This is a genomic window from Sphingobacterium sp. JB170, assembly GCF_900163865.1.
In the GTDB taxonomy this organism is placed as follows: domain Bacteria; phylum Bacteroidota; class Bacteroidia; order Sphingobacteriales; family Sphingobacteriaceae; genus Sphingobacterium.
In genome coordinates this window covers 15,715-38,613 of sequence record NZ_FUKU01000067.1, presented here as the reverse complement: position 1 = coordinate 38,613, position 22,899 = coordinate 15,715, and the positions used below count along the sequence as shown (strand labels likewise).

At 44.8% G+C, this 22,899-nt stretch carries 14 protein-coding genes; 9 read left to right on the top strand and 5 right to left on the bottom strand.

The window, feature by feature from the left end; all coding sequences use genetic code 11:
• The first annotated feature begins 86 nt into the window (after nucleotides 1–86).
• The 5 genes from FM107_RS17080 to FM107_RS17060 all read left to right on the top strand — a co-directional run bounded on the left by FM107_RS17080 (nucleotide 87) and on the right by FM107_RS17060 (nucleotide 6,551).
• The gene (locus tag FM107_RS17080; protein ID WP_086949700.1) at nucleotides 87–1,571 is read left to right on the top strand and encodes a xylulokinase; all 1,485 of its coding nucleotides are present in this window, start codon (nucleotides 87–89) and stop codon (nucleotides 1,569–1,571) included.
• 1 nt (nucleotide 1,572) lies between these two features.
• Nucleotides 1,573–2,901 carry a xylose isomerase gene (gene xylA, locus FM107_RS17075; RefSeq protein ID WP_086949699.1) on the top strand — a complete coding sequence of 443 codons (1,329 nt, stop codon included), beginning with the start codon at nucleotides 1,573–1,575 and terminating at the stop codon, nucleotides 2,899–2,901.
• Nucleotides 2,902–2,955: 54 nt separating this feature from the next.
• Complete coding sequence (locus FM107_RS17070) at nucleotides 2,956–4,638, top strand: sodium/sugar symporter (RefSeq protein ID WP_086949698.1); 1,683 nt, start codon at nucleotides 2,956–2,958, stop codon at nucleotides 4,636–4,638.
• A gap of 578 nt (nucleotides 4,639–5,216) precedes the next feature.
• A complete protein-coding gene (gntA, locus tag FM107_RS17065; RefSeq protein WP_086949697.1) occupies nucleotides 5,217–5,924 on the top strand; it encodes a guanitoxin biosynthesis heme-dependent pre-guanitoxin N-hydroxylase GntA in 708 nt (235 codons plus the stop codon).
• Between the two features lie 42 nt (nucleotides 5,925–5,966).
• The gene (locus tag FM107_RS17060) at nucleotides 5,967–6,551 is read left to right on the top strand and encodes a DUF1989 domain-containing protein (protein WP_086949696.1); all 585 of its coding nucleotides are present in this window, start codon (nucleotides 5,967–5,969) and stop codon (nucleotides 6,549–6,551) included.
• A 217-nt stretch (nucleotides 6,552–6,768) separates the two neighbouring features.
• On the opposite strand, the gene FM107_RS17055 is transcribed toward FM107_RS17060, so the two are convergent.
• From FM107_RS17055 to FM107_RS17040, 4 genes are all read right to left on the bottom strand, one after another.
• Nucleotides 6,769–8,253 carry a RagB/SusD family nutrient uptake outer membrane protein gene (locus FM107_RS17055; protein WP_086949695.1) on the bottom strand — a complete coding sequence of 495 codons (1,485 nt, stop codon included), beginning with the start codon at nucleotides 8,251–8,253 and terminating at the stop codon, nucleotides 6,769–6,771.
• Between the two features lie 17 nt (nucleotides 8,254–8,270).
• Complete coding sequence (locus tag FM107_RS17050; RefSeq protein ID WP_086949694.1) at nucleotides 8,271–11,432, bottom strand: TonB-dependent receptor; 3,162 nt, start codon at nucleotides 11,430–11,432, stop codon at nucleotides 8,271–8,273.
• A 144-nt stretch (nucleotides 11,433–11,576) separates the two neighbouring features.
• Nucleotides 11,577–12,638, bottom strand: a complete 1,062-nt coding sequence (locus FM107_RS17045; RefSeq protein ID WP_086949693.1) for a dipeptide epimerase — start codon at nucleotides 12,636–12,638, stop codon at nucleotides 11,577–11,579.
• Nucleotides 12,639–12,643: 5 nt separating this feature from the next.
• On the bottom strand, nucleotides 12,644–13,858 hold the full coding sequence (locus FM107_RS17040; RefSeq protein ID WP_256959608.1) for an SH3 domain-containing protein: 1,215 nt from the start codon (nucleotides 13,856–13,858) through the stop codon (nucleotides 12,644–12,646).
• Between the two features lie 265 nt (nucleotides 13,859–14,123).
• Here FM107_RS17040 and FM107_RS17035 point away from each other — a divergent pair, with 265 nt between their 5' ends.
• Both FM107_RS17035 and msrA read left to right on the top strand, forming a co-directional pair.
• On the top strand, nucleotides 14,124–15,137 hold the full coding sequence (locus tag FM107_RS17035) for a N(4)-(beta-N-acetylglucosaminyl)-L-asparaginase (protein WP_086949692.1): 1,014 nt from the start codon (nucleotides 14,124–14,126) through the stop codon (nucleotides 15,135–15,137).
• A gap of 45 nt (nucleotides 15,138–15,182) precedes the next feature.
• Nucleotides 15,183–15,698 carry a peptide-methionine (S)-S-oxide reductase MsrA gene (gene msrA / locus FM107_RS17030; RefSeq protein WP_086949691.1) on the top strand — a complete coding sequence of 172 codons (516 nt, stop codon included), beginning with the start codon at nucleotides 15,183–15,185 and terminating at the stop codon, nucleotides 15,696–15,698.
• Nucleotides 15,699–16,085: 387 nt separating this feature from the next.
• On the opposite strand, the gene FM107_RS17025 is transcribed toward msrA, so the two are convergent.
• Nucleotides 16,086–18,932 carry a DNA gyrase/topoisomerase IV subunit A gene (locus FM107_RS17025; RefSeq protein ID WP_086949690.1) on the bottom strand — a complete coding sequence of 949 codons (2,847 nt, stop codon included), beginning with the start codon at nucleotides 18,930–18,932 and terminating at the stop codon, nucleotides 16,086–16,088.
• Nucleotides 18,933–19,247: 315 nt separating this feature from the next.
• Between FM107_RS17025 and ispE the strand changes: the two genes are divergently transcribed.
• Nucleotides 19,248–20,057: a 4-(cytidine 5'-diphospho)-2-C-methyl-D-erythritol kinase gene (gene ispE / locus FM107_RS17020; protein WP_086949689.1), complete on the top strand. Its 810-nt coding sequence runs from the start codon at nucleotides 19,248–19,250 to the stop codon at nucleotides 20,055–20,057.
• Nucleotides 20,058–20,473: 416 nt separating this feature from the next.
• The gene (locus FM107_RS17015) at nucleotides 20,474–22,897 is read left to right on the top strand and encodes a TonB-dependent receptor (RefSeq protein WP_086949688.1); all 2,424 of its coding nucleotides are present in this window, start codon (nucleotides 20,474–20,476) and stop codon (nucleotides 22,895–22,897) included.
• Nucleotides 22,898–22,899: the final 2 nt, after the last annotated feature.

The window sequence follows — 22,899 nt, the reverse complement described above, 5'->3', positions numbered from 1 at the left end:
TACGTTTTTAAAAAAATAATGTTGTAAATATAAAACATTATAAATAATTTTATGCAAGCGGTTGCATTAATATTAATGAAAAAACTATGTTATTATTGGGAATAGATTTGGGGACATCCTCTATAAAAGTATCAGTGGTCGACGGGAGTACGGGCAGTACAATTGCCTCAGCAAATTACCCGGAATCAGAAGCTCCGATCTTGTCTGATCACAGCGGATGGGCGGAACAAGACCCGCAAAGTTGGTGGGATTACACCAAGCAAGCGATAAAAAAAGTGAATAGTACGGGCCTTTATAATTCCAAAGATATCGGGGCGATCGGTATTGCCTATCAGATGCATGGGCTCGTGATCGTTGATAAAGATCAGCAAGTTTTACGGAATTCAATTATATGGTGTGATAGCAGGGCTGTTGAGCTAGGAAATGAAGCTTTTGAGGCTCTTGCTCCAAATGGGTTTCTGCAGTCGCACCTGAATTCTCCAGGTAACTTTACAGCCTCGAAGCTCGCGTGGGTTAAGCGAAATGAACCGCAGGTGTATCAAAGGATCGATAAATTTATGCTACCGGGTGATTATCTGAGTATGTGTTTAACGGGAGAAATTAATAGTAATATTAGTTCACTCTCGGAGGGCGTATTCTGGAACTTTGAGAAGAATGCACTATCTAGGGAGCTGTTAAGCTATTACGACATTGATGAAGCATTGGTGCCTGAAAACCACCCGGTATTCTCCAATTATGGATCGGTTAGGGCCGAAGTAGCCGCGGAGCTAGGCTTATCTAGCAAAGCGATTGTCGCCTATAAGGCGGGAGATCAGCCCAATAACGCGCTTTCCCTTAATGTCCTTGAGCCAGGGGAAGTAGCTTCCACGGCCGGTACTTCGGGAGTGATATATGCCGTGAGTGACCAGCTGGTGTATGACAAGCTCTCGCGCGTAAACACCTTTGCCCACATAAATCACAAGCATAATAAACCTAACTTGGGTGTACTATTGTGCATTAACGGAACAGGAATTCAAAATAGTTGGATGAAGGGCGTAACGGCTCCGGGTTTAAGCTATCCCCAAATCAATGCAGCAGCTGCAGAAATACCCATTGGCTCACGGGGGCTGCGCATATTGCCATTCGGCAATGGTGCCGAGCGGATGCTGTGCAACCGTACCGTAGGAGCGCATATTGAGAATATAGATTTTGTACATCACACTCAAGCGCATTTATGGCGTGCCGCACAGGAAGGTATCGCTTTTTCGTTTCGTTATGGTCTTGATATTATGCGCGAGAACGGTATTAATCCGGCCGTGATTAAGGCGGGCTATGCTAATCTTTTTTTGAGTGAGGTATTTCAGCAGTCTTTTGCAGGTGTTACTAATGTTCCGGTTCAACTATATGATAATGATGGTAGTGTGGGTGCTGCCTTAGGAGCAGGTTTAGGTGCTTCTGCATTTACGAACCGACAGGAGGCTTTTGCAGGCATGAAGCAAAATGGTCAAGTAGAACCGTCGAATATGGCTTTGTACGAGGAATTATATGGCCAGTGGAAAGAATCATTAGAGAATAAATTAAAAAATAAATAATATGGAAATTTTAGTAGGAAATCAGGAGTATTTCAAAAATGTTGGGCAGATCGCTTACGAAGGCGTCGAATCGGACAACCCGCTCGCGTTTCGTTGGTACGACGCCTCGCGCGTGGTAGCCGGCAAAACCATGGCAGAGCATTTTAAGTTTGCCTGCGCGTACTGGCATTCATTCAATGCGAATGGTTCGGACCCTTTTGGCGGGCCGACACAGTTCTTTCCGTGGGACAACAAGGATACGATAATTGATCGCGCGAAAGATAAAATGGACGCTGCCTTTGAATTTATGACCAAAGTGCAATTCCCGTACTACTGCTTTCACGATGTAGACCTTGTCGATTATACAGAAGACGTTAAGGAAAATGAAGATCACTTAGCTCAAATCGTCGAATACGCGAAGCAAAAGCAACAGGCAAGTGGTATTAAACTGTTATGGGGGACGGCAAACCTATTTTCCCACCACCGTTATATGAACGGCGCTTCGACAAACCCTGATTTCCATGTGCTCGCACATGGCGGCGCGCAAGTGAAGGCCGCTCTCGATGCAACGATTGCTTTAGGAGGCGAAAATTATGTGTTTTGGGGTGGCCGTGAAGGGTACATGTCGCTATTGAATACCAATATGAAACGTGAGCAGGAGCATTTGGCCCGTTTTTTACACACAGCGAAAGATTATGCACGTAAAAATGGGTTCAAAGGAACTTTCTTCATTGAACCAAAACCTTGTGAACCGACAAAACACCAGTATGATTACGACGCGGCGACGGTTATCGGATTTTTGCAAAAGTACGACTTATTAGCTGACTTCAAGTTAAACCTGGAGGTCAATCATGCGACGCTTGCTGGGCATACGTTCCAGCACGAGCTGCAGGTAGCTGTCGATGCGGGTCTATTGGGGTCGATCGACGCGAACCGTGGTGATAACCAAAATGGATGGGATACGGATCAGTTTCCAACGGATCTAAATGAACTTACAGAATCGTTATTAATTATTCTTGAAGGTGGTGGCTTTCAGGGGGGCGGAGTGAACTTCGATGCGAAAATTAGACGTAACTCTACGGATCCTTTAGACTTATTTTATGCACATATCGGTGGGATGGATAATTTCGCACGTGCACTAGTGATTGCAGACAACATCCTTCAGAAATCCGATTACAAGAAAATTCGTCAGGAGCGCTACGCAAGTTTCGATAGTGGAATCGGCGCAGATTACGAACAAGGTAAGCTAAGCTTAGAAGATCTACGCAATTACGCGGCACAACATGGAGAGCCAGCACGCACGAGTGGTAAACAAGAGTATTTAGAGAATTTAATTAACCGGTTTATATAAATTTTTTAATACTTTTATTACCTTCGTTTCCATCATAACAATAAACCGTGTATAATGAATAACATATTATCAACGCAAGATTACCTGGTGTTTCTTGTTTACTTCGTAATCGTCGCTGGTTACGGTATTTGGGTCTATAACCGAAAAAGATCTAAAGTAGTGGGGGGAGATTCCAAAGATTACTTCTTGGCTGAAGGTTCACTCACTTGGTGGGCGATTGGGGCATCACTTATTGCTTCGAATATTTCGGCCGAACAGTTTATCGGTATGAGCGGCTCGGGTTTTAAGATGGGGCTCGCTATTGCGACCTACGAATGGATGGCGGCTATAACGTTAATCATTGTAGCTGTCTTCTTTATACCGGTCTACTTAAAGAATAAGATCTTCACTATGCCACAATTTTTGCACAAACGGTACAATGGTACCGTGGCGATGATTATGGCGGTGTTTTGGTTGATGCTCTATGTGGTGGTGAACTTGACCTCGATCCTTTACCTCGGTGCTCTTGCGGTGAGTAGTATTTCAGGATTTAGTTTGGAATTCTGTATGTATGCGATCGCTGTCTTCGCCGTGATTATTACACTTGGCGGAATGAAGGTGATCGGTTACACGGACGTTATACAAGTGTTCTTTTTGATCTTAGGTGGTTTAGCAACGACCTATTTAGCATTAGATTTAGTCTCGCAACATTATGGAGGCGATGGAATTATCAGCGGATATTCAACGATGGTCAATAAGGCATCGGAACATTTCCATATGATACTTAAACCAGAAAATGAGAACTACCTTGACCTTCCAGGTCTTACAGTGCTTGTGGGGGGGATGTGGATTGTAAACCTTAATTATTGGGGTTGTAACCAGTATATCACCCAGCGTGCATTGGGGGCAGATTTGAAAACTGCGCGAAACGGACTTCTTTTTGCGGCTGTTTTGAAACTTTTGATGCCGATTATTGTGGTGTTACCAGGTATTGCGGCGTATGTGTTGTGGAAAGATGGTTTTTTCCAGAACGAGATGTTGCAAGGGGGGGAGTTAAACCCTGACCGCGCATATCCAGTTCTACTGAACCTGTTACCTGTTGGTCTTAAAGGTTTGTCTTTTGCGGCACTTACAGCAGCGGTTGTTGCTTCACTTGCCGGGAAGGCCAATAGTATTGCAACGATTTTTTCGCTGGATGTGTACCAGAAGGTTTTCAATAGAAATGCGAGTGAACGTAACTTGGTAAACGTAGGTAAAATCACGATCATTGTAGCAATGGTATTAGCAGTACTTATTGCGCCGCACTTAGGAATCGATAAAAAGGGTGGTTTCCAGTATATTCAGGAATACACTGGGTTTGTTTCTCCGGGAATTTTTGCAATGTTCATCCTAGGATTCTTTTGGAAGAAAACGACGTCGAACGCTGCTTTGTTTGCTACAATAGGAGGCTTTCTATTATCGGTTATATTTAAGTTTATGCCGGCGTATGTGGATCTATCGTTCTTAAGCTCATCGGGCTTCTCGGTATTAAGCACTGCTTCGGGATATTACGAGATTCCATTTTTAGACCGCATGGGTTTTGTGTTCATTATATGTATCATCGGGATGTTTATCATCAGTAAGATCGATATTGCGCGCGGAGTTGTTCCTAATGGTCTTGAAGTGGATACGAAAATGTTTAAACCACACACCGGATTTATTGCAGGCGCGTTGCTTGTAATTCTAATCACCGTCGCGCTGTATGCGTTTTACTGGTAGTTAAAGGGACGCTAATAAGGGTAATGGGGCTTACATTTCATCGTGTAAGCCCCTTTTGCGTTCGGGCAGTATGTAGGTGACGATCTTGACAGATAGCATTGAGAGGTTGCTACCCACAAGAGGGACGATAAATAACAATATATGGTACTTATTGTCTTGGAGTGCCTAGCTGTAGATCAATGGTAGATGAGCTCGGGTAATCTCGGAATCATACCGGTGTTTTTGCGGTATGATTGGAGTCACCTAACTTTACGCTACTTTGCTTGCCGCTCGAGGCAGAGGCAGGCAAGGTCGGAGCGATCGTGATGAATGGCTTGTCCAGCCGTAGTGCGTTCCTTTATTCAACCACTAAAATTGTTTGTAAAAGGTGCTAGTGGCTATGAGAAAATAAATACAGTCGTGTTATTTAATATATTGTTATGCGCTGTTTTTTGATCCATTTTTGCAAACAGTGTACTGAAGTATTCATCTGTTGATAAGACAAAATTAAAACTAATCCGATGGTTGATTGTTCGTAAGGAAAAGCAATCAGCCAATTACGTGCCGGGGTGTATAGCTTACAAAGTAAATGATGCAACATGGAAATAAAGAAGAGAGAGACCTATTATATGCCGCAAGATATCGAAGTCGAGTCAAGTAAGAGAATACAAAAAATTTATCAAGATTTTATTCAAAAGGTAGACGCTACCGATTACCCATGTTTAGGTGCTAAGTCCGCAATACACACCAACCATTACCGATTTGGTATTTACGAAGAAATGGGAAATCCCGAAAGCACCGTGTCACTCGCGAGGGATCTCAAAAAGTATATAAAGGAAACAATCGCAGCAGATAGTCAGTATATGACGATGATTGCGGTATTTACAGATGTCGTGCAATCGGAACTTGCCTTCGAAAAAAAATTATGGGAACAGTTACAAAGCCTTCATGATTTCGAAAAAGGTAGCCAACCGTGGGATCCTGCTGTTAGCAGCAATCCTCAGGAGGATGATTTTAGTTTTAGTTTTCATGGCACCGCCTTTTTTGTCGTGGGCATTCACCCGAATGCTAGTCGAAAGGCCCGACGATTTGGCTACTGTGGTATGGCCTTTAATCTACATAGTCAGTTTGAAAAGCTTCGTGAAAATAACCTATACGAAAAAATGAAACGCGCTATCCGCGAGCGAGAAGCAACGTATGACGGAGATATCAATCCCATGTTAAAAGATCACGGGGAAGGTTTGGAAGCCCCTCAATATAGTGGTCGTCAGGTAGGCCAAAGTTGGAAGTGTCCGTTCCGACGGTAATTATATGAACCTAAAATATTCGATAGACCATAAAATACACAAATGATTCAAACTATAGAAAAGCAAACGGGTAAAGCATTTAAATTAAAAAAAGGCGAGATATTACGCGTGATAGATCCCGTAGGAGAACAAGTTAGCGATATGGTGCTTTTTAATGCGCAGGACAGTAGAGAGAAAATTTCAGCTGGAAAAACGATGGATTTCGAAAATACGATATTGATTACCAAAGGGCATCATTTGTGGAGCAATAGAAGTCGCAAAATGGTGGATATCTTAGAAGACACCAATGGACGTAATGATTTTCTTTTGGCTCCCTGCAGTCCGGAGACTTTTCAGATACTTTACGACAATCCGGAATATCATCCGAGCTGTTTTGAAAATCTCTATACCAATCTGGCCGAATATGGGATTCAACCCGACGATATTCCTACGGCTTTTAATATATTTATGAATGTTCAATTTGGTTTAGACGGTGAACTTTCGGTAGATCCACCTCAAAGTAAGGCTGGTGATTATGTTTTGTTTGAAGCAAAAATGGATTTAATTGTGGGGCTAACGGCCTGCTCGGCCGAGCAATCTAATAATTTTATATTTAAACCTATTCAGTTTGAAATTTTACGTAAATAGCATTCGATATCATAACGTTAAAAGGGCACCGATAGGTTTATCTTGAACTAAGAGATCTCCAGAGTTTGCTTCTTTATCCTAGTAGCGATAGCGGGAAGTAAAAAGGGTCTGTCCCGTAGCGGGACAGACCCTGATGCCTGATTACATACCGTTCTGCTAATTTGTTAATGAGCTAATGGTAGCGATTCAGCCGCAACGTCATCGCGGATTGCGGCGCTTAATAGCCTGGGTTTTGCTGCGCTTCAATTTCTGGGTTCGCATTTATTTCATCGATCGAGATCGGTAGAATCGTTTTATAGAATGTTCTATCGATTGTTTTCTCGCGGTGTATGGTAGGAATCGAACCTAATGCGTCGTCGAATGTGATGTTATCATTCCAGCGTATTTTATCGAAAAAGCGATGTCCTTCGGTAAACAACTCTTTGCCGCGCTCTGACTTAATCATGTCGAATGTAAGCGTGGCTGCCGTTGCTGGCACCAAGCCTGGGGAGCGTTTGCGGATCGCGTTAAGGTAAGTTACGGCTGCTTTTTTGTCCGGTGCGGGTTTCAAGAAAGCCGCTTCTGCCGCATTCAAATATACCTCGGAGAGGCGAATGACTTTGATGTTCACCGCGGTACTGTTCGAGGCGTTTTTATCCCCGGCAAGACTCGTGCTCCCGCTGTATTTGTAGGACGATCCCAATCGTTCGGCCGGATGTTCAGAGGTCTCACTAAATTCATCTTCTTCCATCACTGCCCAGCGTACGTCGGTCATGTCTTCGGATAGTTTAGTTAGGAAATCCGTACTGGCTATAAAATAACCTAGTATGCTGGTGCTTCCGTGTCCTTTTTTACGGTACATAGCCCCTAATGAAGTATTTCCTAGGTCTTCTTCGTTCGGATAAATTCCGAATTCCAATATCGATTCCGTTCCAAATTCTTTCGTCCAGGAAGCCGCCCATTCATCGTTTGAATACAAGGTGTACTTTTCCGAGTCCATAACTTTTTGCGCGGCCGTTAACGCTTTGTCGTAGTCTTCCATATACAGGTATACACGTGACTGCAGCGCGAGATTGCCATAGTAGTTGACAAAACCGTTGCTTTTGTCATCGCTAAGAAGGTCCTCTGCTGCGGTAAGGTCACTAATAATCTGTGCGTAGTTTTCTTCGACCGTATTGCGAAGCTCTTTAGCTTCGTTGGGAAGGACTTCCGTGATATTAGGAACCCCGAGCGCAGTCTTATCTTCGTTATAAGGCTCACCATACAAACGGACGAGATCAAAGTATACCAACGCGCGGAGGGTGAGTGCTTGACCGATTTTATCGTCGAAATCTTCCGCGCTCCCTTGGGATTGCATTGTCTCAATGGCTCCTAGTAGGTTATTTACCTGAAGTATACAATGGTACCCTTGCGACCAAAAACCCGAATAGGCATTCGAAGACTCGCTATGGTTAAAAACATATAATGCGTCATATCCACGGCCCTGTGAACCGATCGTAATATCGCCACCTTTGGCATCGGCGTATAAAGGGAATGTTCTTCCGTAGTAATCGGAAGATGTTAACTTGCTCATCAATCCGTTGATGACAACCTGTGCATCTTTAGATGTGGCAATCGCAGTGGGTGCATCGGTAGAGTCTGTTGGCTCAACGTTTAGAAAATCGCTACAGGAGGTAGAGATTAATGCCGCGGCTAAGCATGTTATTATAAATGATTTTTTCATGGCTTTTTTTCAAAAAGTTAAAAGGAGAATTCTACACCAAAAGTATAGGTTTTAGCTATTGGGGTTTCCCACCCACGTGTGCTAAATTGGTTCACTTCCGGATCAGCATGTTTGAACTTCGAGAATGTCAAGAGATTGCTACCGTTGAAGAAAACGCGGGCGTTACTCATCTTAATTCGATCGGTTAAGTGTGAAGGTATGTTATAGGTCAGCGAGACGTTTTTCAAGCGTAGGTACGTGCCGCTGTAAAGATGCCGCGAACTAACTTGATTAACATCTTCTAAATCCCGTCCGGATACCATCGGTAGTGTGCCGTTGGGATTCTGTGGGCTCCAGGTTTCGTCTATAAAATATTGGGAGTGTATACGTTCCCAGTAATATCCGTCATCTGCAACATCTTTGTCTGCAGAGTCATATATGTCTCCACCTAAACGATATATGAAGTTTAAGCCCAGACTGAAATCTTTGTAATCCACACTGGAGTTTATCCCGCCATATACTTTAGGTGTACCGTTTCCTATGATGGTACGCTGCGCCGCTGTATAGTCATAGCTCGCTGCTCTACCGTCGATTTGAAAATCGCCTTCACCAGCTTCTGGATCATTTAAAAACCACATGTTTTTACCATTTGTTTGGTCGGTTCCGGCCCATTCCAACCCATAGAAAGCTAATGTCGATTGTCCTTCCCTGTAAATGTAACGCGCTCGAGCGTCTCCCCCTGTTGGATCATTCCAGATGATGTCTTCTCCACCGTTAAGGCTGATCACTTTCGAATTTATGTGACTAGCGTTTACAGAAAGCGTCCATTTCCAGTCTTCATTCTTGACAATTTCGGAACCTAGTTCAATTTCGACCCCTTTATTATTAATCTGTCCAACATTTTTCATGCTGCTAGAAAAACCGGTGATCATGGATTGTGGCACATTTTGCAATAGATCTTTAGAATCGCGGTTAAAGTATTCTACGGTACCAAATAACCTGTTATTAAATAAGCCAAATTCTACGGCGATATTGGTGGTGAAGTTACGCTCCCATGAGAGGTCCGGATTAGCCGAGTTACTTATGCCACCGCCCGGGCTTGCCATGTATTTTGACCCGTAACTGACTAGTGGTCGCCAGGAGAAGTTGTCAATCGGTAGTGTTCCGTTTACACCGTAGGATGCACGTAAACGTAGATTGTTAATTTCGGGTACATCTTTAAGGAAGCTCTCATTCGAAAGCGTCCATGCGCCTGCAACGGACCAGAAGTCTCCCCAGCGTTCATCAGGACTCAGTTTTGAGGATCCGTCACGGCGGTAAGAAGCAGATGCAAAATAGCGTTCGTCATAATTGTATTCCGCACGCGAGAGGACGGACATCATCGTGTTTCCCCAGCTGTATGCGGTGGCATCAAGAGACCCAGCTGTCGCTACAGTTGGAAGTCCTGAATTTGGTAAATCTTTCCCCGTAGCACGGATATATTCAATGTCGTTCTTTTCCGCTTCAAACCCTGCTAGTAAACCGAGATTATGTACGCCGTAGCTCTTGTTGTAATTCGCAGTAGTAGAGGATACCAATTTACGGTAGTTGGTTGACATCTCCGAAACAGTACCATTATCGGTCGCGCCGGTATAATGCTTGGCGCTGTAGTAGATATGATCCTTTGTTTCCGTGTCATCGTAAGAAAATACTGTTTTTATATTCAGGTCATTTGTTAGCTTTAGATTAAGTGATTCTATAGCTGATAGGCGGGAAGTCTTTGACCAGTTTTCCCATTCATTGTTGTAATATAGTTGATTTTGTGCTAAGCTACCGTAGCGATCAATCCAATCCTCTCCCGTCTTGTAATCTGTCGGCCAATAGAGGGGCCATAATAAATTCCGCGTTTGATACAGATAATTTGTACTGGTGTTACGCGTGTCGTTTAAACCTATTAGTTTTGTCCGTCCGAAGTTGATGTTACTGCCAAACTCCAGCATTTTACCTATTTTCTGCGTTAGGTTGACGCGGCCCGATACCCGGTTATAGTTGTTTTCGATGGCCCTACTTTTGTCGGTCGTGTAATTTAACGATGTGTAGTAGTTGGTCTTCTCTGTTGCACCGCTTACTGCGATATCGTTGGAGTTGAATACGCCAGTCCTAAATAAGGCATTATCCCAGTCGAAATATTTACCCTCCCGATTCTCTATGCCATCGGTTTTTCCGCTGATGTGCACATTTTCCCACATCGATGTGCCGTCTGTCGAGAATTCATAGCCGTGCTTGCCAAAGTTATTGTTGAAGCGGTTTAGCACCCAGGTGTTCGCTGCTTGGTCGCTTAAGCCACCTGCAATCCGTGAATCGAATAGCAGGCTATATAGGGTGTTGATCTGGTCTTGCGGGTCAGCTGTCTCGTAGTTGTCCGTTGCCCAGGAAGGACTAAGACCAAGACTGGACTTGAAATCGATTTTTGGCGCGCCCGATTTACCTCGTTTTGTCGTGATAATCACCACGCCATTTGCCGCGCGTGAACCATAAAGCGAAGACGCTGCTGCATCTTTTAGCACCGTCATGCTCTCTATATCACTGGGGTTGAGCGTACTCATCACGTTATTGCTGTTGTAGATGTGATCTTCGAGCTGAGATGTTTCCCCTGATATAACTGGAACACCATCAATTACATATAGTGGTTCATTTGAAGCGCTCATTGATCCAATTCCGCGAATACGAATCGACGGAGTCGCACCGGCTTGTCCGGATGTTGTGCTTACTTGAAGACCAGCAACCTGGCCGGCTAGCGCTTTTTCAAAAGAGGTCACTGGCTGTTTTTCGATTTGTTCGGCGCTGACCGTTGCGGCTGACCCTGTATAGGTGCTTTTCTTTGCTGTTCCGTAGGCGACAACCATGACTTCATCCAAGGATGTTTCATTGCTAATAAGGCTTAGGTTAATGGTCTTTCTGCCAGTCAGTGCGACTTCTTGCTTCTGGAATCCGATAGCCGTAATCACCAGTGTCGCATTAGGGTTTGCATTGATGGAAAAAAGGCCGCTTTCATTCGTCGAGGTCCCTAAATTGGTTCCTTTTATAGCGATTGAAACCCCAGTGATGGGGAAGCCATCGGCGTCAGTAATTTTACCGGCGATGGAAGTTTGCTGTGCGTTGACGACCTGAAATGCACTACAGGCGATCAGACACATGGTGGTTAGTAGAGGTCTATTCATCGTTTAGATTTTTGTATCCTAATATACTTGTTATTTTCTTTTGATTAAAGTTTTGTTAATAAATTAATTTAATTTAGAGAATTTAATTCGGCTCCATGGCGACTCGAGCGAACAATGTAAAAAAAAAGCAACCGTCGGGTTGCTCTATGATGTTGTTGATTTTACGAGGCCGATGCCCGCTTGGTCGGGAAGATAGCAATAGCCATCTTTAACTTCCATACCTTGAAAGATATCGTTGGCGATCAAAAGTGCACCGTCTAGATCCGCCCAGTCGACTAGTGGCGCAAGCTGTGCAGCGGCACTGATGGCACAAGAGGTTTCTGTCATGCAGCCGAGCATTACTTTCATTTTGAGTGCGCGGGCCAGCTCAGCCATCTTTTTGGCTTCACGCATACCCGTGCATTTCATGAGCTTAATATTGATCCCGGAGTATACGCCCTGTAGGGCTGCGATGTCTGTATAACGCTGACACCCTTCATCGGCAATGGTTGGTATGGGCGAACGCTCTGTTAGCCAGGCGTTGTCCTCGAGCTGTTCTTTAGGCATGGGCTGTTCTAGAAATACAACACCACGTTCTGCCAGCCAGTGCGCCATCTCCAAGGCCCGTTCCTTATCGGTCCATCCTTGATTGATGTCCGCACACAAAGGAACGTCAGTCACCGATCGGATGGTATCGATTATCATTTTGTCGGAGTCCAGTCCGAGTTTTACTTTCAGGATTTTGAATTCGGCAGCCTCGGTAACTTTTTTACGTATCATGTCCTGGGTGTCAATACCGATGGTGAAAGACGTCGCGGGTATATCGGCGGGATTGAGTCCCCAAATTTTATAAAAAGGCTGGCCCATTAGTTTTCCGAGTAGATCATGCAGGGCAATATCGATTGCAGCTTTCGCTGCGGTGTTCTTGGTCGCGATACCATCTACGTATGTTAGGATCTCTTGGGTCTGAAAAGGCGAAGTGAAAGGCGAGAGGTCGACCTTTTGCAGAAAGCTTATTACGCTCTGCTGCGACTCGCCTAGGTAAGGAGGCATGCTCGCCTCACCGTAGCCCGTTATACCTTCGTAGGTAAGCTCTGTGAGAACCACCGGCGTTGTAGTTCGGCTGAAGGAAGCCACAGTGAATACATGACGCATCGTTAAGGTGTAGGGCCGGATCCGTAGGGTAAATTTACCCATCGTGATAGTTTGCCAATCAGTATGTTGCATGGGTGTTAATTTTTAGAGTAATATTTGTTCTCTGATATTTTTTGTATCGCTGGATCCTCTGATCCTAAGTATCGGCGTGCAGCGACAATTGTTTTTGCTTGAATGTCGTCGTAATTCTCTGCTTCAGGAAGCATGCTGTTGATGCGAACGGTGCCCGCTGACTGGATAAATATCCCCTCACCAATATATATCGCTACATGTGTAACACGGGCGTTCGGGTATTTATTTTTTCCACCGGCGAAAAACAGAAGATCGGCAGGTTTTAAGTTTTTCAATGCTTTTGTAGCATCAAATTCCCCTTGCTCATTTAGGATGTCTATTTTCTCACCATGTAATACTTGTTGCGACGCATCACGCGGAATAATATAACCGTTCATAAAGAATGATGTCTTCGTTAGACCACTGCAATCCACTCCCTTAACCGATGTGCCGCCCCAAAGGTAGGGAAGCCCAAGCATCGACTTTGCACTGGAAATAATGTTTTCACTGCTTGGGTCTCTGGAGGCTATCCAATCTCCAAAAACTACAGCTTGATCTTTTGGAATATAAGCAATACGTTTATCTGGGTAAGATACTTTATAGTAGTGGCCTTGCTGGTTGATTAGCGTAAGCACGTCACCATAAACTAAATCCGAGACGCGCTGACTTTTAGTGTTTGGCTCGCTGTAGGATTCCCCGAAGCCATTGGTGAAAATCAGTTTGTCCCCTTTTTCCCAGTCTGCTAGTTCTTTCGCAGAAACCGCGACAAGGGACGAAGTTGGGACCCATGCGATATAGCCTTCGGGCGTGCGCACGCGAAAATCGCCGCCATCTTTATCCAGAATGTCGACTCTAGCCCCTAGAAGTATTTGCGTGGCCATCTCTGCCGAATGTGCCGGTTTCGTGCGTAAGTTGGCAACCGATAAATTAACAATGCCGTAGGGACGTTCGGCAACGGTGCTAGTTGGAAATGCAACGACCTGTATATCCGCACCAAGGTGTGCCAGTCTATGGGTTAACGTGTCTTTAATAATAGCGTCACTGGTTTGAAGGATATAGCTATTTGTGGGAACTTCCGTTTTGGAAAATTCAATAACCGCAAGCCGCTTGTCCGGGGCCATCTGCTCACGCGTGGATTCGATGAGCGTAATTAGTTTTTTATAAAGTGTCGAATCAACTTGCGCGGTTGACTCAAGACTAGCACACGATAGCAATGCTATGCATGCTGATTTCCAGTACATTGATGCCATGTTCATATTAGTTATTATGCGAATATAACGCAAATTGCAAGAAAAGACTATTAATTTTGCGTTTTTTTATTGGTTTTAACGATACTATTGTAGTAATCAGCAGTTCGGGTGTGCTTTCGGTATTTTTAAGTGGTGCATGTAGCATAAAATTATTTGAATGTAATAATTTTATTGAATACCACGGGTGATTTACCAGCTAAAGCGCACTTGTACCGCAAATTTCGTATCATTGTTTATTCAAAATGGGGATTTTTCAATGAGTACAAGAAGGCGATTTATAAAACAGTCCATAATTGGGGCAGCCAGCGTTGGGGCGATCGGTCAATTATCCGCGAAAACGAAAAGAGTTGCACCATTGCGGCCGATAGTGATATCCACTTGGGATTTTGGTGTTGCGGCGAACCGTGCTGCTTGGGAAATCCTAGGAAAAGGGGGGAACTCGCTCGATGCGGTAGAACGCGGGGTTATGGTCCCCGAAGCAGATCTTTCCAATACAACAGTAGGCAAGGGCGGGTACCCTGACCGTGATGGACACGTCACGCTCGATGCCTGCATTATGGACAGCGAAGGCAACTGTGGCGCTGTTGCGGCAATGGAGCATATTGCGCACCCGATACAAGTCGCGCGCTTAGTGATGGAAAAGACGCCACACGTGATGCTCGTTGGTGAGGGCGCACTGCAGTTTGCGTTAGAGAACGGCTTTGAACGTGATAATTTACTTACAGCGGAGTCCGAGAAAGCCTGGAAGGAGTGGCTTAAGGAGAAGAAGTATGCTCCGGTTATGAATATTGAAAATGCGTCGTTTAACAAGGAACGCTTGCCGGGAAATAAATACAACCACGATACTATCGGCATGCTCGCACTTGATCAGGCAGGAAACCTCTCGGGCGCCTGCACGACAAGTGGTATGGCTTTTAAAATGCACGGGCGGGTGGGCGATAGCCCGATTATTGGTGCGGGGTTATACGTGGATAACGAAATCGGAGGGGCGACTTCCACAGGTGTTGGTGAGGAGGTGATTCGTACGGTCGGAAGTTTTCTGGTCGTGGAGTTGATGCGGCAAGGGTACTCACCTCGGGAGGCTTGCCGCGAGGCCGTCGAACGTATTGTAAAAAAGAAACCGGATATCGCTAAAGATATTCAGGTTGGCTTTTTAGCGTTAAATAAAAATGGTGAGTATGGCTCTTTTGCGTTGCAAGAGGGATTCACATTCGCTGTTTGCGAGGAGCGTGATCAAGAAAGAATTGTCCAAGGTGAACATTATTATTAAGGGATTAAATGTTTGTTAGTTAACACACTAAATAAAATAGATAGTATGAAAGCAACGTTTGGAGGTGGATGTTTTTGGTGTACCGAAGTGATATTTCAAAACATAGAAGGCGTACATACCGTATTGCCGGGTTATATGGGTGGAAAACTTGAAAACCCGACCTATGAACAGGTATGCGAGGGAAATACGGACCATGTAGAAGTTGTCCAGATTGATTTTGATGAAACCAAAGTCGATTTCGATGCGTTACTCAAGATCTTTTTTAGAACCCATAATCCCACTACATTGAATAGACAAGGGAACGATGTGGGCACGCAGTACCGCTCGGTGGTTTTCTACCATGATGAGCAGCAAAAAGAGATGACCGATAAATTCATCAGTAGCTTACAAGAGCAGGGGGTGTTTGCCGATCCTATTGTAACAGCCGTAGAACCCGCTGTCACTTTCTTCGAGGCTGAGAATTACCATCATGATTATTTTAATCAGAATCCAGGAAATCCGTACTGCGCGGCGGTGATAGCACCAAAACTGCAGAAATTTTTAAAGGAATACCAGTCGTAATGGCTGGTTGGGTCTCACGAACTTTTGATGATTTGGTTAGTGTTTGAAATGGGTAATATCGCAGAGGGTAAATTTGCGCGGTCGATGGACTACTTTGAACCGCATTTTAAAAATGTATCCAATAATTGGGGAACCTGGGCCGAATAAAACACCCACGACGAAAAGGTTTACCAAAAGTAGAACGTTATCAAGGAGGGATCGGCTAGTATTTGGACCTATTCCGATAGCCTTTTCACTCCGAGACTAGATAAGGGGATACTGTAACATCGACGCTGATCGGAAGCAGAAAAGGACGTAGGATCCGCATTGTAAAAAATAAAAAGCAGCTCGTTGCGCAAGCTATTATATTGCTGCACAATGAGCTGCTTTCGAACTATATATTTTAATTTAGAAAAGCGATGTTTGACCGTTATCGTCTAAATTAATATCATCTGGATTGGTAATCTCCAGACTCACGTCATCGTTTGCTTCCGATGATTTACTGGACTGCTTTTCCTGTAAATCCACTTGGTCACTTTTTCCTTCCTGTTTGTTCTCTCCTTTTTCATCTGGCTCCTGAGGGGTGTCGCTGTGCGGTGCGTCTGTTGGTATTTCCCGCGGCGCAGGTACTGGATCGGAAGTCCCCGCAGGGGCTTCCGCATCTGCATTTTTCTCACTGGCATCTTCGGTAGCAGCGGAATCAGCCTGCTGCAGGGCAGCGAGATCCAACTCGCTTGATAGGAGTTTTACTTTTTTTACCGTATGGAAGGAAAGTCTGTTTCCCTGGGCTTTCATTCCTTTGATATCGATCAGTTCGTTCAACGACTGATCGAGTGTCTCGGGTGTCTGGGACTTCCCTTTTAAAAGATCGATGCGGGCAAGCGGCTCCGGTGCATTTGTTAACACAATAAGCTTGGATCCCGGTGCCTCGTTTATGAATGGCAGACGTTTTCCAATAGGCTGGTCATCAAATTTGAAGCGCTTCACATAGTAGGTTCCCGATTTACCATCTTGATGGATCGCAGTGTAAACGTGTTGGGCGCTATATTTCTCCATCCGATGGACGTTGGCGTCGAAGTGGTTATTCAGATCAAATGATGAAAACTCATAGGTGCCATCGGGGTAAGTTAGGAGTATTTTGTCCTCACCATCGAACTCACCTAGATATCGGCCGCGCTCATCTGCATTCAGCCGGCGCAGCACATCGTCGAACCAGATCTTACGTCCGGCCAGCGTAGAGGCTCCCGCATTTTTAAATATAATTTTCTTTAACGGATATTTGGATACAATATTTCCCTGTGAGGCACGCCCCTTAATCGCGATTTCGGCAAAGTCCTGATCGAAATTCAGTTTTCGCAGCTTTGTGTGCGGTTTTAGTTGGATGTTTACCACTTCAGCCTCCCCATTGGGGTTGGCCGTAAAGTAGAGTAATTTCGATCCTTTACTGCCCTTACCGATATCGTATTCTTTATCGCGGGTGACGGAGGTCACTGCAAAACGTTTGATATAATTTGTTCCGCTTACTCCGTCCTTATAGATGGCGTTATAGATCGTACGATCGTCTCCTTTTTTGAATACCGCGACGTGGATAATTTCTTTCCCTACAAACACTTTTTCTTGCACCTTGGTGACCGCATATTTGCCATCGGCGCGGAAGACAATAATGTCATCGATATCCGAACATTCTGAAACAAATTCATCCTTCCGAATACCCGTTCCGATGAAACCGTCATCTCGGTTCACGTAGAGTTTCGCATTTGCAAGTGCTACTTGGGAGGCTTCCACCTTATCGAACACTCTTATTTCTGTCTTTCTACCACGGCCTTTACCGTATTTCTGACGCAAGTGCTCAAACCATTCTATTGTGTAGTCAGTCAGGTTGCGCAGGTGTTTACGCACCGTTTTGATATCGCCTTCGAGCGCGCGCATTTGCTCATCCGATTTGGAAACATCGAAGCGCGTGATGCTGCTCATTGGTTTGTCGATTAGACGTTTGTAGTCTTCAGGCATAATCTCCCGATAGAACTGTGGGAAGAAAGGCATGAATAGCTCGTTTAAAACTTGCACTACGGTATCGAAATCACCCGAGTTTTCATAACTTGAGTTCTTATACATACCTTCTTGGATAAATATCTTAAGCAGCGTAGAAAAGAATATTTTCTCCTGCAATTCGTGGAGCTTTATTTCGAGCTCTCTTTTGATTAGGGCCTTTGTTTGTTTGGTGTTTGTGATAAGCATATCATTCACACTCATGAAATGCGGCTTATTATCGATGATCACGCAGGTGTTTGGTGAAATCGAGCTTTCACACGCGGTAAAGGCGTACAGGGCATCTATTGTGACGTCGGGAGAAATTCCCGGAGCCAGGTGGACGATGATTTCTACGTCTTTGGCTGTATTGTCCTCAATTTTTTTGATTTTGATCTTTCCTTTGTCGTTCGCAGTGACCACGCTGTCGATCAGCCCACCCGTTGTTGTTCCAAAAGGAATTTCAGTGATGGCAAGCGTCTTTTTGTCGCGCTCTTCGATCTTCGCGCGCACGCGTATTTTACCACCGCGGCGGCCTTCGTTGTAGTTGGACATATCCGCCAGCCCACCTGTGGGGAAGTCCGGCAGTAGGTTGGGGCGTTCATCTTTTAACACCTGTATGGACCCATCGATCAGCTCGATAAAGTTGTGGGGCATGATCTTGGTCGCTAGACCCACCGCGATACCTTCAGCTCCCTGAGCGAGTAGTAAAGGGAATTTTACAGGTAGGGTGATCGGCTCCTTGTTACGCCCGTCGTAACTCTGCTGCCAATCGGTGGTGTCGGGATTGAAAACAACCTCTAAGGCAAATTTGGAAAGACGCCCTTCAATATAACGCGGTGCTGCGGCAGAATCACCTGTAATGGGATCACCCCAGTTACCCTGACAATCGATTAAAAGATCTTTTTGTCCCAGCTGCACCATGGCATCTCCAATTGAGGCATCCCCGTGCGGATGGTACTTCATGGTGTTACCAATCACGTTGGCTGCCTTGTTAAATCGTCCATCATCCATCTCCTTTAAGGAGTGAAGGATACGGCGTTGGACGGGTTTGAATCCGTCATTAATATGGGGTACAGCCCGGTCTAGTATAACATAAGATGCGTAATCGAGAAACCAGTTTTCGTACAGTCCGGATAAGGGGATCGTTATCGAATTAGGTTCGTTGTCCTGACCTTGCTCGTTAAGGTCCTGATTTTCTTCTGGAAAATTTGTTTCTTCACTCATTTACTACAAAATACTATTATTTCGAAAAAGTCAGTTTTTCTGAAAGTAGGTAAAAATAGGGAAAATAGCCGGTTTTTTTCGCATATATCGACGATTCTTGTTCGGGCGAGTGAAGGAAGCATCTCAAGCAAAATAACGCGGCGGACAGGTTTTTAGCAAATCAGTGCGCATTGCTAGGTAGGCCTGATGAGGGGTGTCAAAGCTGAAAAGGGAGGGTGGATAGGGAATGCGTATGGGGTTTAAAAAAACCTGCAAAGGGAACAAAAAATAGCGTTCAAGGGCGTAAAGTCTGTAGAGATTAGTTATTATTGTAATATGATTTCATTCGCTAACGCTAAAATCAATATTGGGTTAAATGTCACCGCGAAGCGGCCCGACGGCTACCATGAGCTGCAGACCGTTTTCTTTCCATTTGCGCTCTATGATATCTTGGAGATCACTCCAGCGCAGGAGCACACTACCCTCACAATTACCGGGATGGATCTGCCGGGCGATGAATCGAACCTTTGCTTAAGGGCTTACCGCCTGCTAGCGGCGAATTACCCGATTCCCCAAGTGAATATTCATCTGCATAAGCAAATACCATTTGGTGCGGGCCTGGGGGGTGGATCTTCGGATGCAGCGCGCGTGCTGATGATGTTAAACGATCAGTTCGATTTAGGGATAACAAGCGGCGAGCTGGAGGCGCACGGAGCAGAGCTAGGGGCGGACTGTCCTTTTTTTATCCGCAATACAGCAATGTATGGGATCGGCACAGGGACAGAACTAACGCCCATCGATTTAGATTTAAATGATAAATTTATTGTGCTAATTAAGCCGGATATCCACGTTTCTACTCAGCAAGCCTATGCCGGGGTGAGCCCAGCGGTCCCTGAGCAGGCGCTGATTGACCTGATTAAGTTTCCTATTCAGGACTGGAAATTTTATGTAAAAAATGATTTTGAGCAGGGCTTGTTTGCTCAGTATCCAATTATTCGCCAGATAAAATTGGCTTTATATGAGCGTGGCGCACTATATGCATCGATGTCCGGCTCGGGTTCATCGGTATATGGAATCTTTGATCAAAAAGTTGAATTAAATGAACTCCGTGGGCTGGGGACAATCTTCTATCAAGTTTCCCTTTAGTGCTTCCTGAGGCGACAACCCGACCGCGTCAATAAAACCATTTCCGCGCTAGACAAAACGTAAATATATCGGTGAATTCTACAGGCAATATGCAGCATCTATCGCCTCGATTTTCCCGTGTGGATGACTTGCTTGTCGGGCGGAAATGTCTAGTTTTAAGATGGCATCCCGCTAGCGAATATTTTGCTGTTATAACAATTGTTTTCTACATCTACTACTTTTTTTGCCACGTTATTCTGTTGTCGTATCCGCAATTAATGTCCTTTTGACGGTTATATTATATACGTAAGTCACTGTTGGTGTGCGTGTTAATCAGGTTTGTTGATGGTTTTTTATTGGTGATAAATTTGTTTTTTTTATTTTTAATTAATCTAAATAAATTCTACATTTACTTCCCAAAAGCATCAAATCGAACAATGAAAAGATATCTACTAACAGCGCTTCTTCTGTCATTTTTCAATATGACTCAAGCGCAACTTCAAGTGACAGGAAAAGTTCAAACGGAATTTTTAGAACCACTAACTAATGCTACTATCAGTATGGAACCTGCGGAGCGGAGCACGCAGGCGAACGAAAATGGTGAATTCCAGCTTAGCGTGCCTGAAAAGGGTAGTTATATGCTTCGCATTCACTATTTAGGCAATCAGGTGTACGCCAAAACCGTGCGGGTACAAAATCAGAACCAATATGTTGGCTTAATTACGGTGAAGTCAGCGGCCGTAGAAATGGATGAAGTGAGTGTAACGGGGTATAAATCGCCTATGGTGCTGGAAAAACCAACTTACAACGTGGCTAAAATTCCACTACGCAATTTAGAGAACGCACAGGTTTACTCAGTTATCGATGGCAATCTACTCGATCAACAGTTAATTTTCAACGTTGATGAAGGTTCTCGTAATATTACGGGGCTTCAAAATATATGGAACGCGACCAGCCGCTCGGGTGATGGCGGGGCTTACGTAAGCTTGCGCGGATTTGTGTCTACCAACACCTTACGCAATGGTCTGGCTGGTGGAATATCCGGGACGGTCGATGCAGCGAATTTAGAGCGGCTCGAGGTCCTCAAGGGACCTTCAGGAACTTTGTTTGGTAACGTGCTAGCGGGCTACGGTGGGATGATTAACCGGATCACCAAAAAAGCGGAAGATCATAACTTTGGCTCGGCGAGTCTTGCGGGGGGATCCAACAATATGCTGCGCGCGCAGGTCGATGTGAATCGGGTGCTAAACGACGAAAAGACCGCGCTCTTTCGACTAAATGCTGCTTATAATACCGAATCTTCCTTTCAGAACAGTAACCTTAAAACCTCCTATTTCTTTGTAAGTCCGACTTTTACATACAGCCCAAACACGCGTACCCATATTACCCTGGAGGCGGAATATACGCAAGGCAAAAGTAGTAACATGGGGCAGATGCTAGGTTTTAGCTATCCTGATACGCAGTATGGCGTGCGTTCTATCAAAGATTTTTCGATCGACTATAATTTATCGCTTCAGGGCGATGGGCTTGATCAAGACTATCGCAATTTAAACTTATTTGGCATACTAGACTACGAAATATCTCCTTTTATAAAGTCCAGTACTAATATTTCTTTTTCACAAAATTATTCGGACGGTTTCGGTGCCTATTATTACTTTGTGCCCAATTCGGTGGCAACGGGCGTTGAAAGTGCTGCCGGTACGGATTACGTTCAACGTGCAGACCAGTCGACTCGCGATAGTAAGAAAAACTACTTTCAGATCCAGCAGAATTTCAATGCTGATTTTAAGATTGGATCGATGCGCAACCGGATGGTCCTTGGTTTAGACTACCTGCGTGTGCGGGATAAGCAATATTTCTACGGAAGTAGCTTTGATATGATCAATGTGACTGATGCTGTGGTCGATATAACAGCATTTAACGGTACGAATATGTGGACCAAATATGCCGCAGGTGATGTGGACTTCACCTATCCGCTGGACGGCACGATGGAAACCTACAGCGCGTATGTCGCCGACGTATTAGACTTGACGGATAACTTTAACTTGATGGCCGGCGTGCGCTTTGATTACTTTAATAATATTGGCGGCCTAGTGGGTGCGATCGAATCGGGAAAATACGATCAAGTGACTGTGTCGCCAAAATTCGGTGTTGTTTATCAGCCTATAAAATCGATCTGGTCGGTGTTTGGTAGTTACCAAAATAGCTTCACGAATAAAGGAATGTATTTAGCGGAAGGCGAGGTGACAAAAACCGCAGATCCCGAGTTCGCCAACCAATGGGAGGTTGGATCGAAAGTGGAACTGCTCGGCAAGCGTTTAAACGGAACTGTCTCGTATTACCACGTCGTGGTTGATAATGTATTACGTGCTGTTCCAACAAGCGTAATCGGTGAACAGGTGCAAGATGGAACGCGTCTTAGTGAGGGAATTGAGCTTGAGGTGCAAGGGACGCCCATTAACGGATTGAACGTACTTGCGGGCTTTGCTTATAATAATTCGAAATATACCAAAGCCGATGCTGACGTGCAAGGACGCCGTCCGGGCACGGCTACATCTCCCTACCTGGCGAATTTCTATGCCAGCTATAGCATGCTGCACGGCAAAGCGCAGGGACTAGGCTTGGGTGTAGGCGGTAATTACGCGAGCGCTTACGATGTGGTCAACTCCGTCAGTATGGGGACCATTGAACTGCCCGAATATTTTTTATTAAATGCAAATGTTTTTTACGACTATAGAGCGAAATACCGATTTGGAATTAAAGTTGATAACATCACCGATCAGAAATACTGGGTCGGATGGGGGAATGCAGTCCCGCAGAAACTACGTTCTTTCGCGGCGAGTGTCACGTATAAATTTTAAAG

What these genes read in the sequence shown, in the direction of transcription:
- FM107_RS17015 (WP_086949688.1), top strand. Translation starts at nt 20,474, where the DNA reads ATGAAAAGATATCTACTAACAGCGCTTCTTCTGTCATTTTTCAATATG.
- gntA (WP_086949697.1), top strand. Translation starts at nt 5,217, where the DNA reads ATGGAAATAAAGAAGAGAGAGACCTATTATATGCCGCAAGATATCGAA.
- ispE (WP_086949689.1), top strand. Translation starts at nt 19,248, where the DNA reads ATGATTTCATTCGCTAACGCTAAAATCAATATTGGGTTAAATGTCACC.
- FM107_RS17040 (WP_256959608.1), bottom strand. Translation starts at nt 13,858, where the DNA reads ATGTACTGGAAATCAGCATGCATAGCATTGCTATCGTGTGCTAGTCTT.
- xylA (WP_086949699.1), top strand. Translation starts at nt 1,573, where the DNA reads ATGGAAATTTTAGTAGGAAATCAGGAGTATTTCAAAAATGTTGGGCAG.
- FM107_RS17045 (WP_086949693.1), bottom strand. Translation starts at nt 12,638, where the DNA reads ATGCAACATACTGATTGGCAAACTATCACGATGGGTAAATTTACCCTA.
- FM107_RS17025 (WP_086949690.1), bottom strand. Translation starts at nt 18,932, where the DNA reads ATGAGTGAAGAAACAAATTTTCCAGAAGAAAATCAGGACCTTAACGAG.
- FM107_RS17060 (WP_086949696.1), top strand. Translation starts at nt 5,967, where the DNA reads ATGATTCAAACTATAGAAAAGCAAACGGGTAAAGCATTTAAATTAAAA.
- FM107_RS17050 (WP_086949694.1), bottom strand. Translation starts at nt 11,432, where the DNA reads ATGAATAGACCTCTACTAACCACCATGTGTCTGATCGCCTGTAGTGCA.
- FM107_RS17035 (WP_086949692.1), top strand. Translation starts at nt 14,124, where the DNA reads ATGAGTACAAGAAGGCGATTTATAAAACAGTCCATAATTGGGGCAGCC.
- msrA (WP_086949691.1), top strand. Translation starts at nt 15,183, where the DNA reads ATGAAAGCAACGTTTGGAGGTGGATGTTTTTGGTGTACCGAAGTGATA.
- FM107_RS17080 (WP_086949700.1), top strand. Translation starts at nt 87, where the DNA reads ATGTTATTATTGGGAATAGATTTGGGGACATCCTCTATAAAAGTATCA.
- FM107_RS17070 (WP_086949698.1), top strand. Translation starts at nt 2,956, where the DNA reads ATGAATAACATATTATCAACGCAAGATTACCTGGTGTTTCTTGTTTAC.
- FM107_RS17055 (WP_086949695.1), bottom strand. Translation starts at nt 8,253, where the DNA reads ATGAAAAAATCATTTATAATAACATGCTTAGCCGCGGCATTAATCTCT.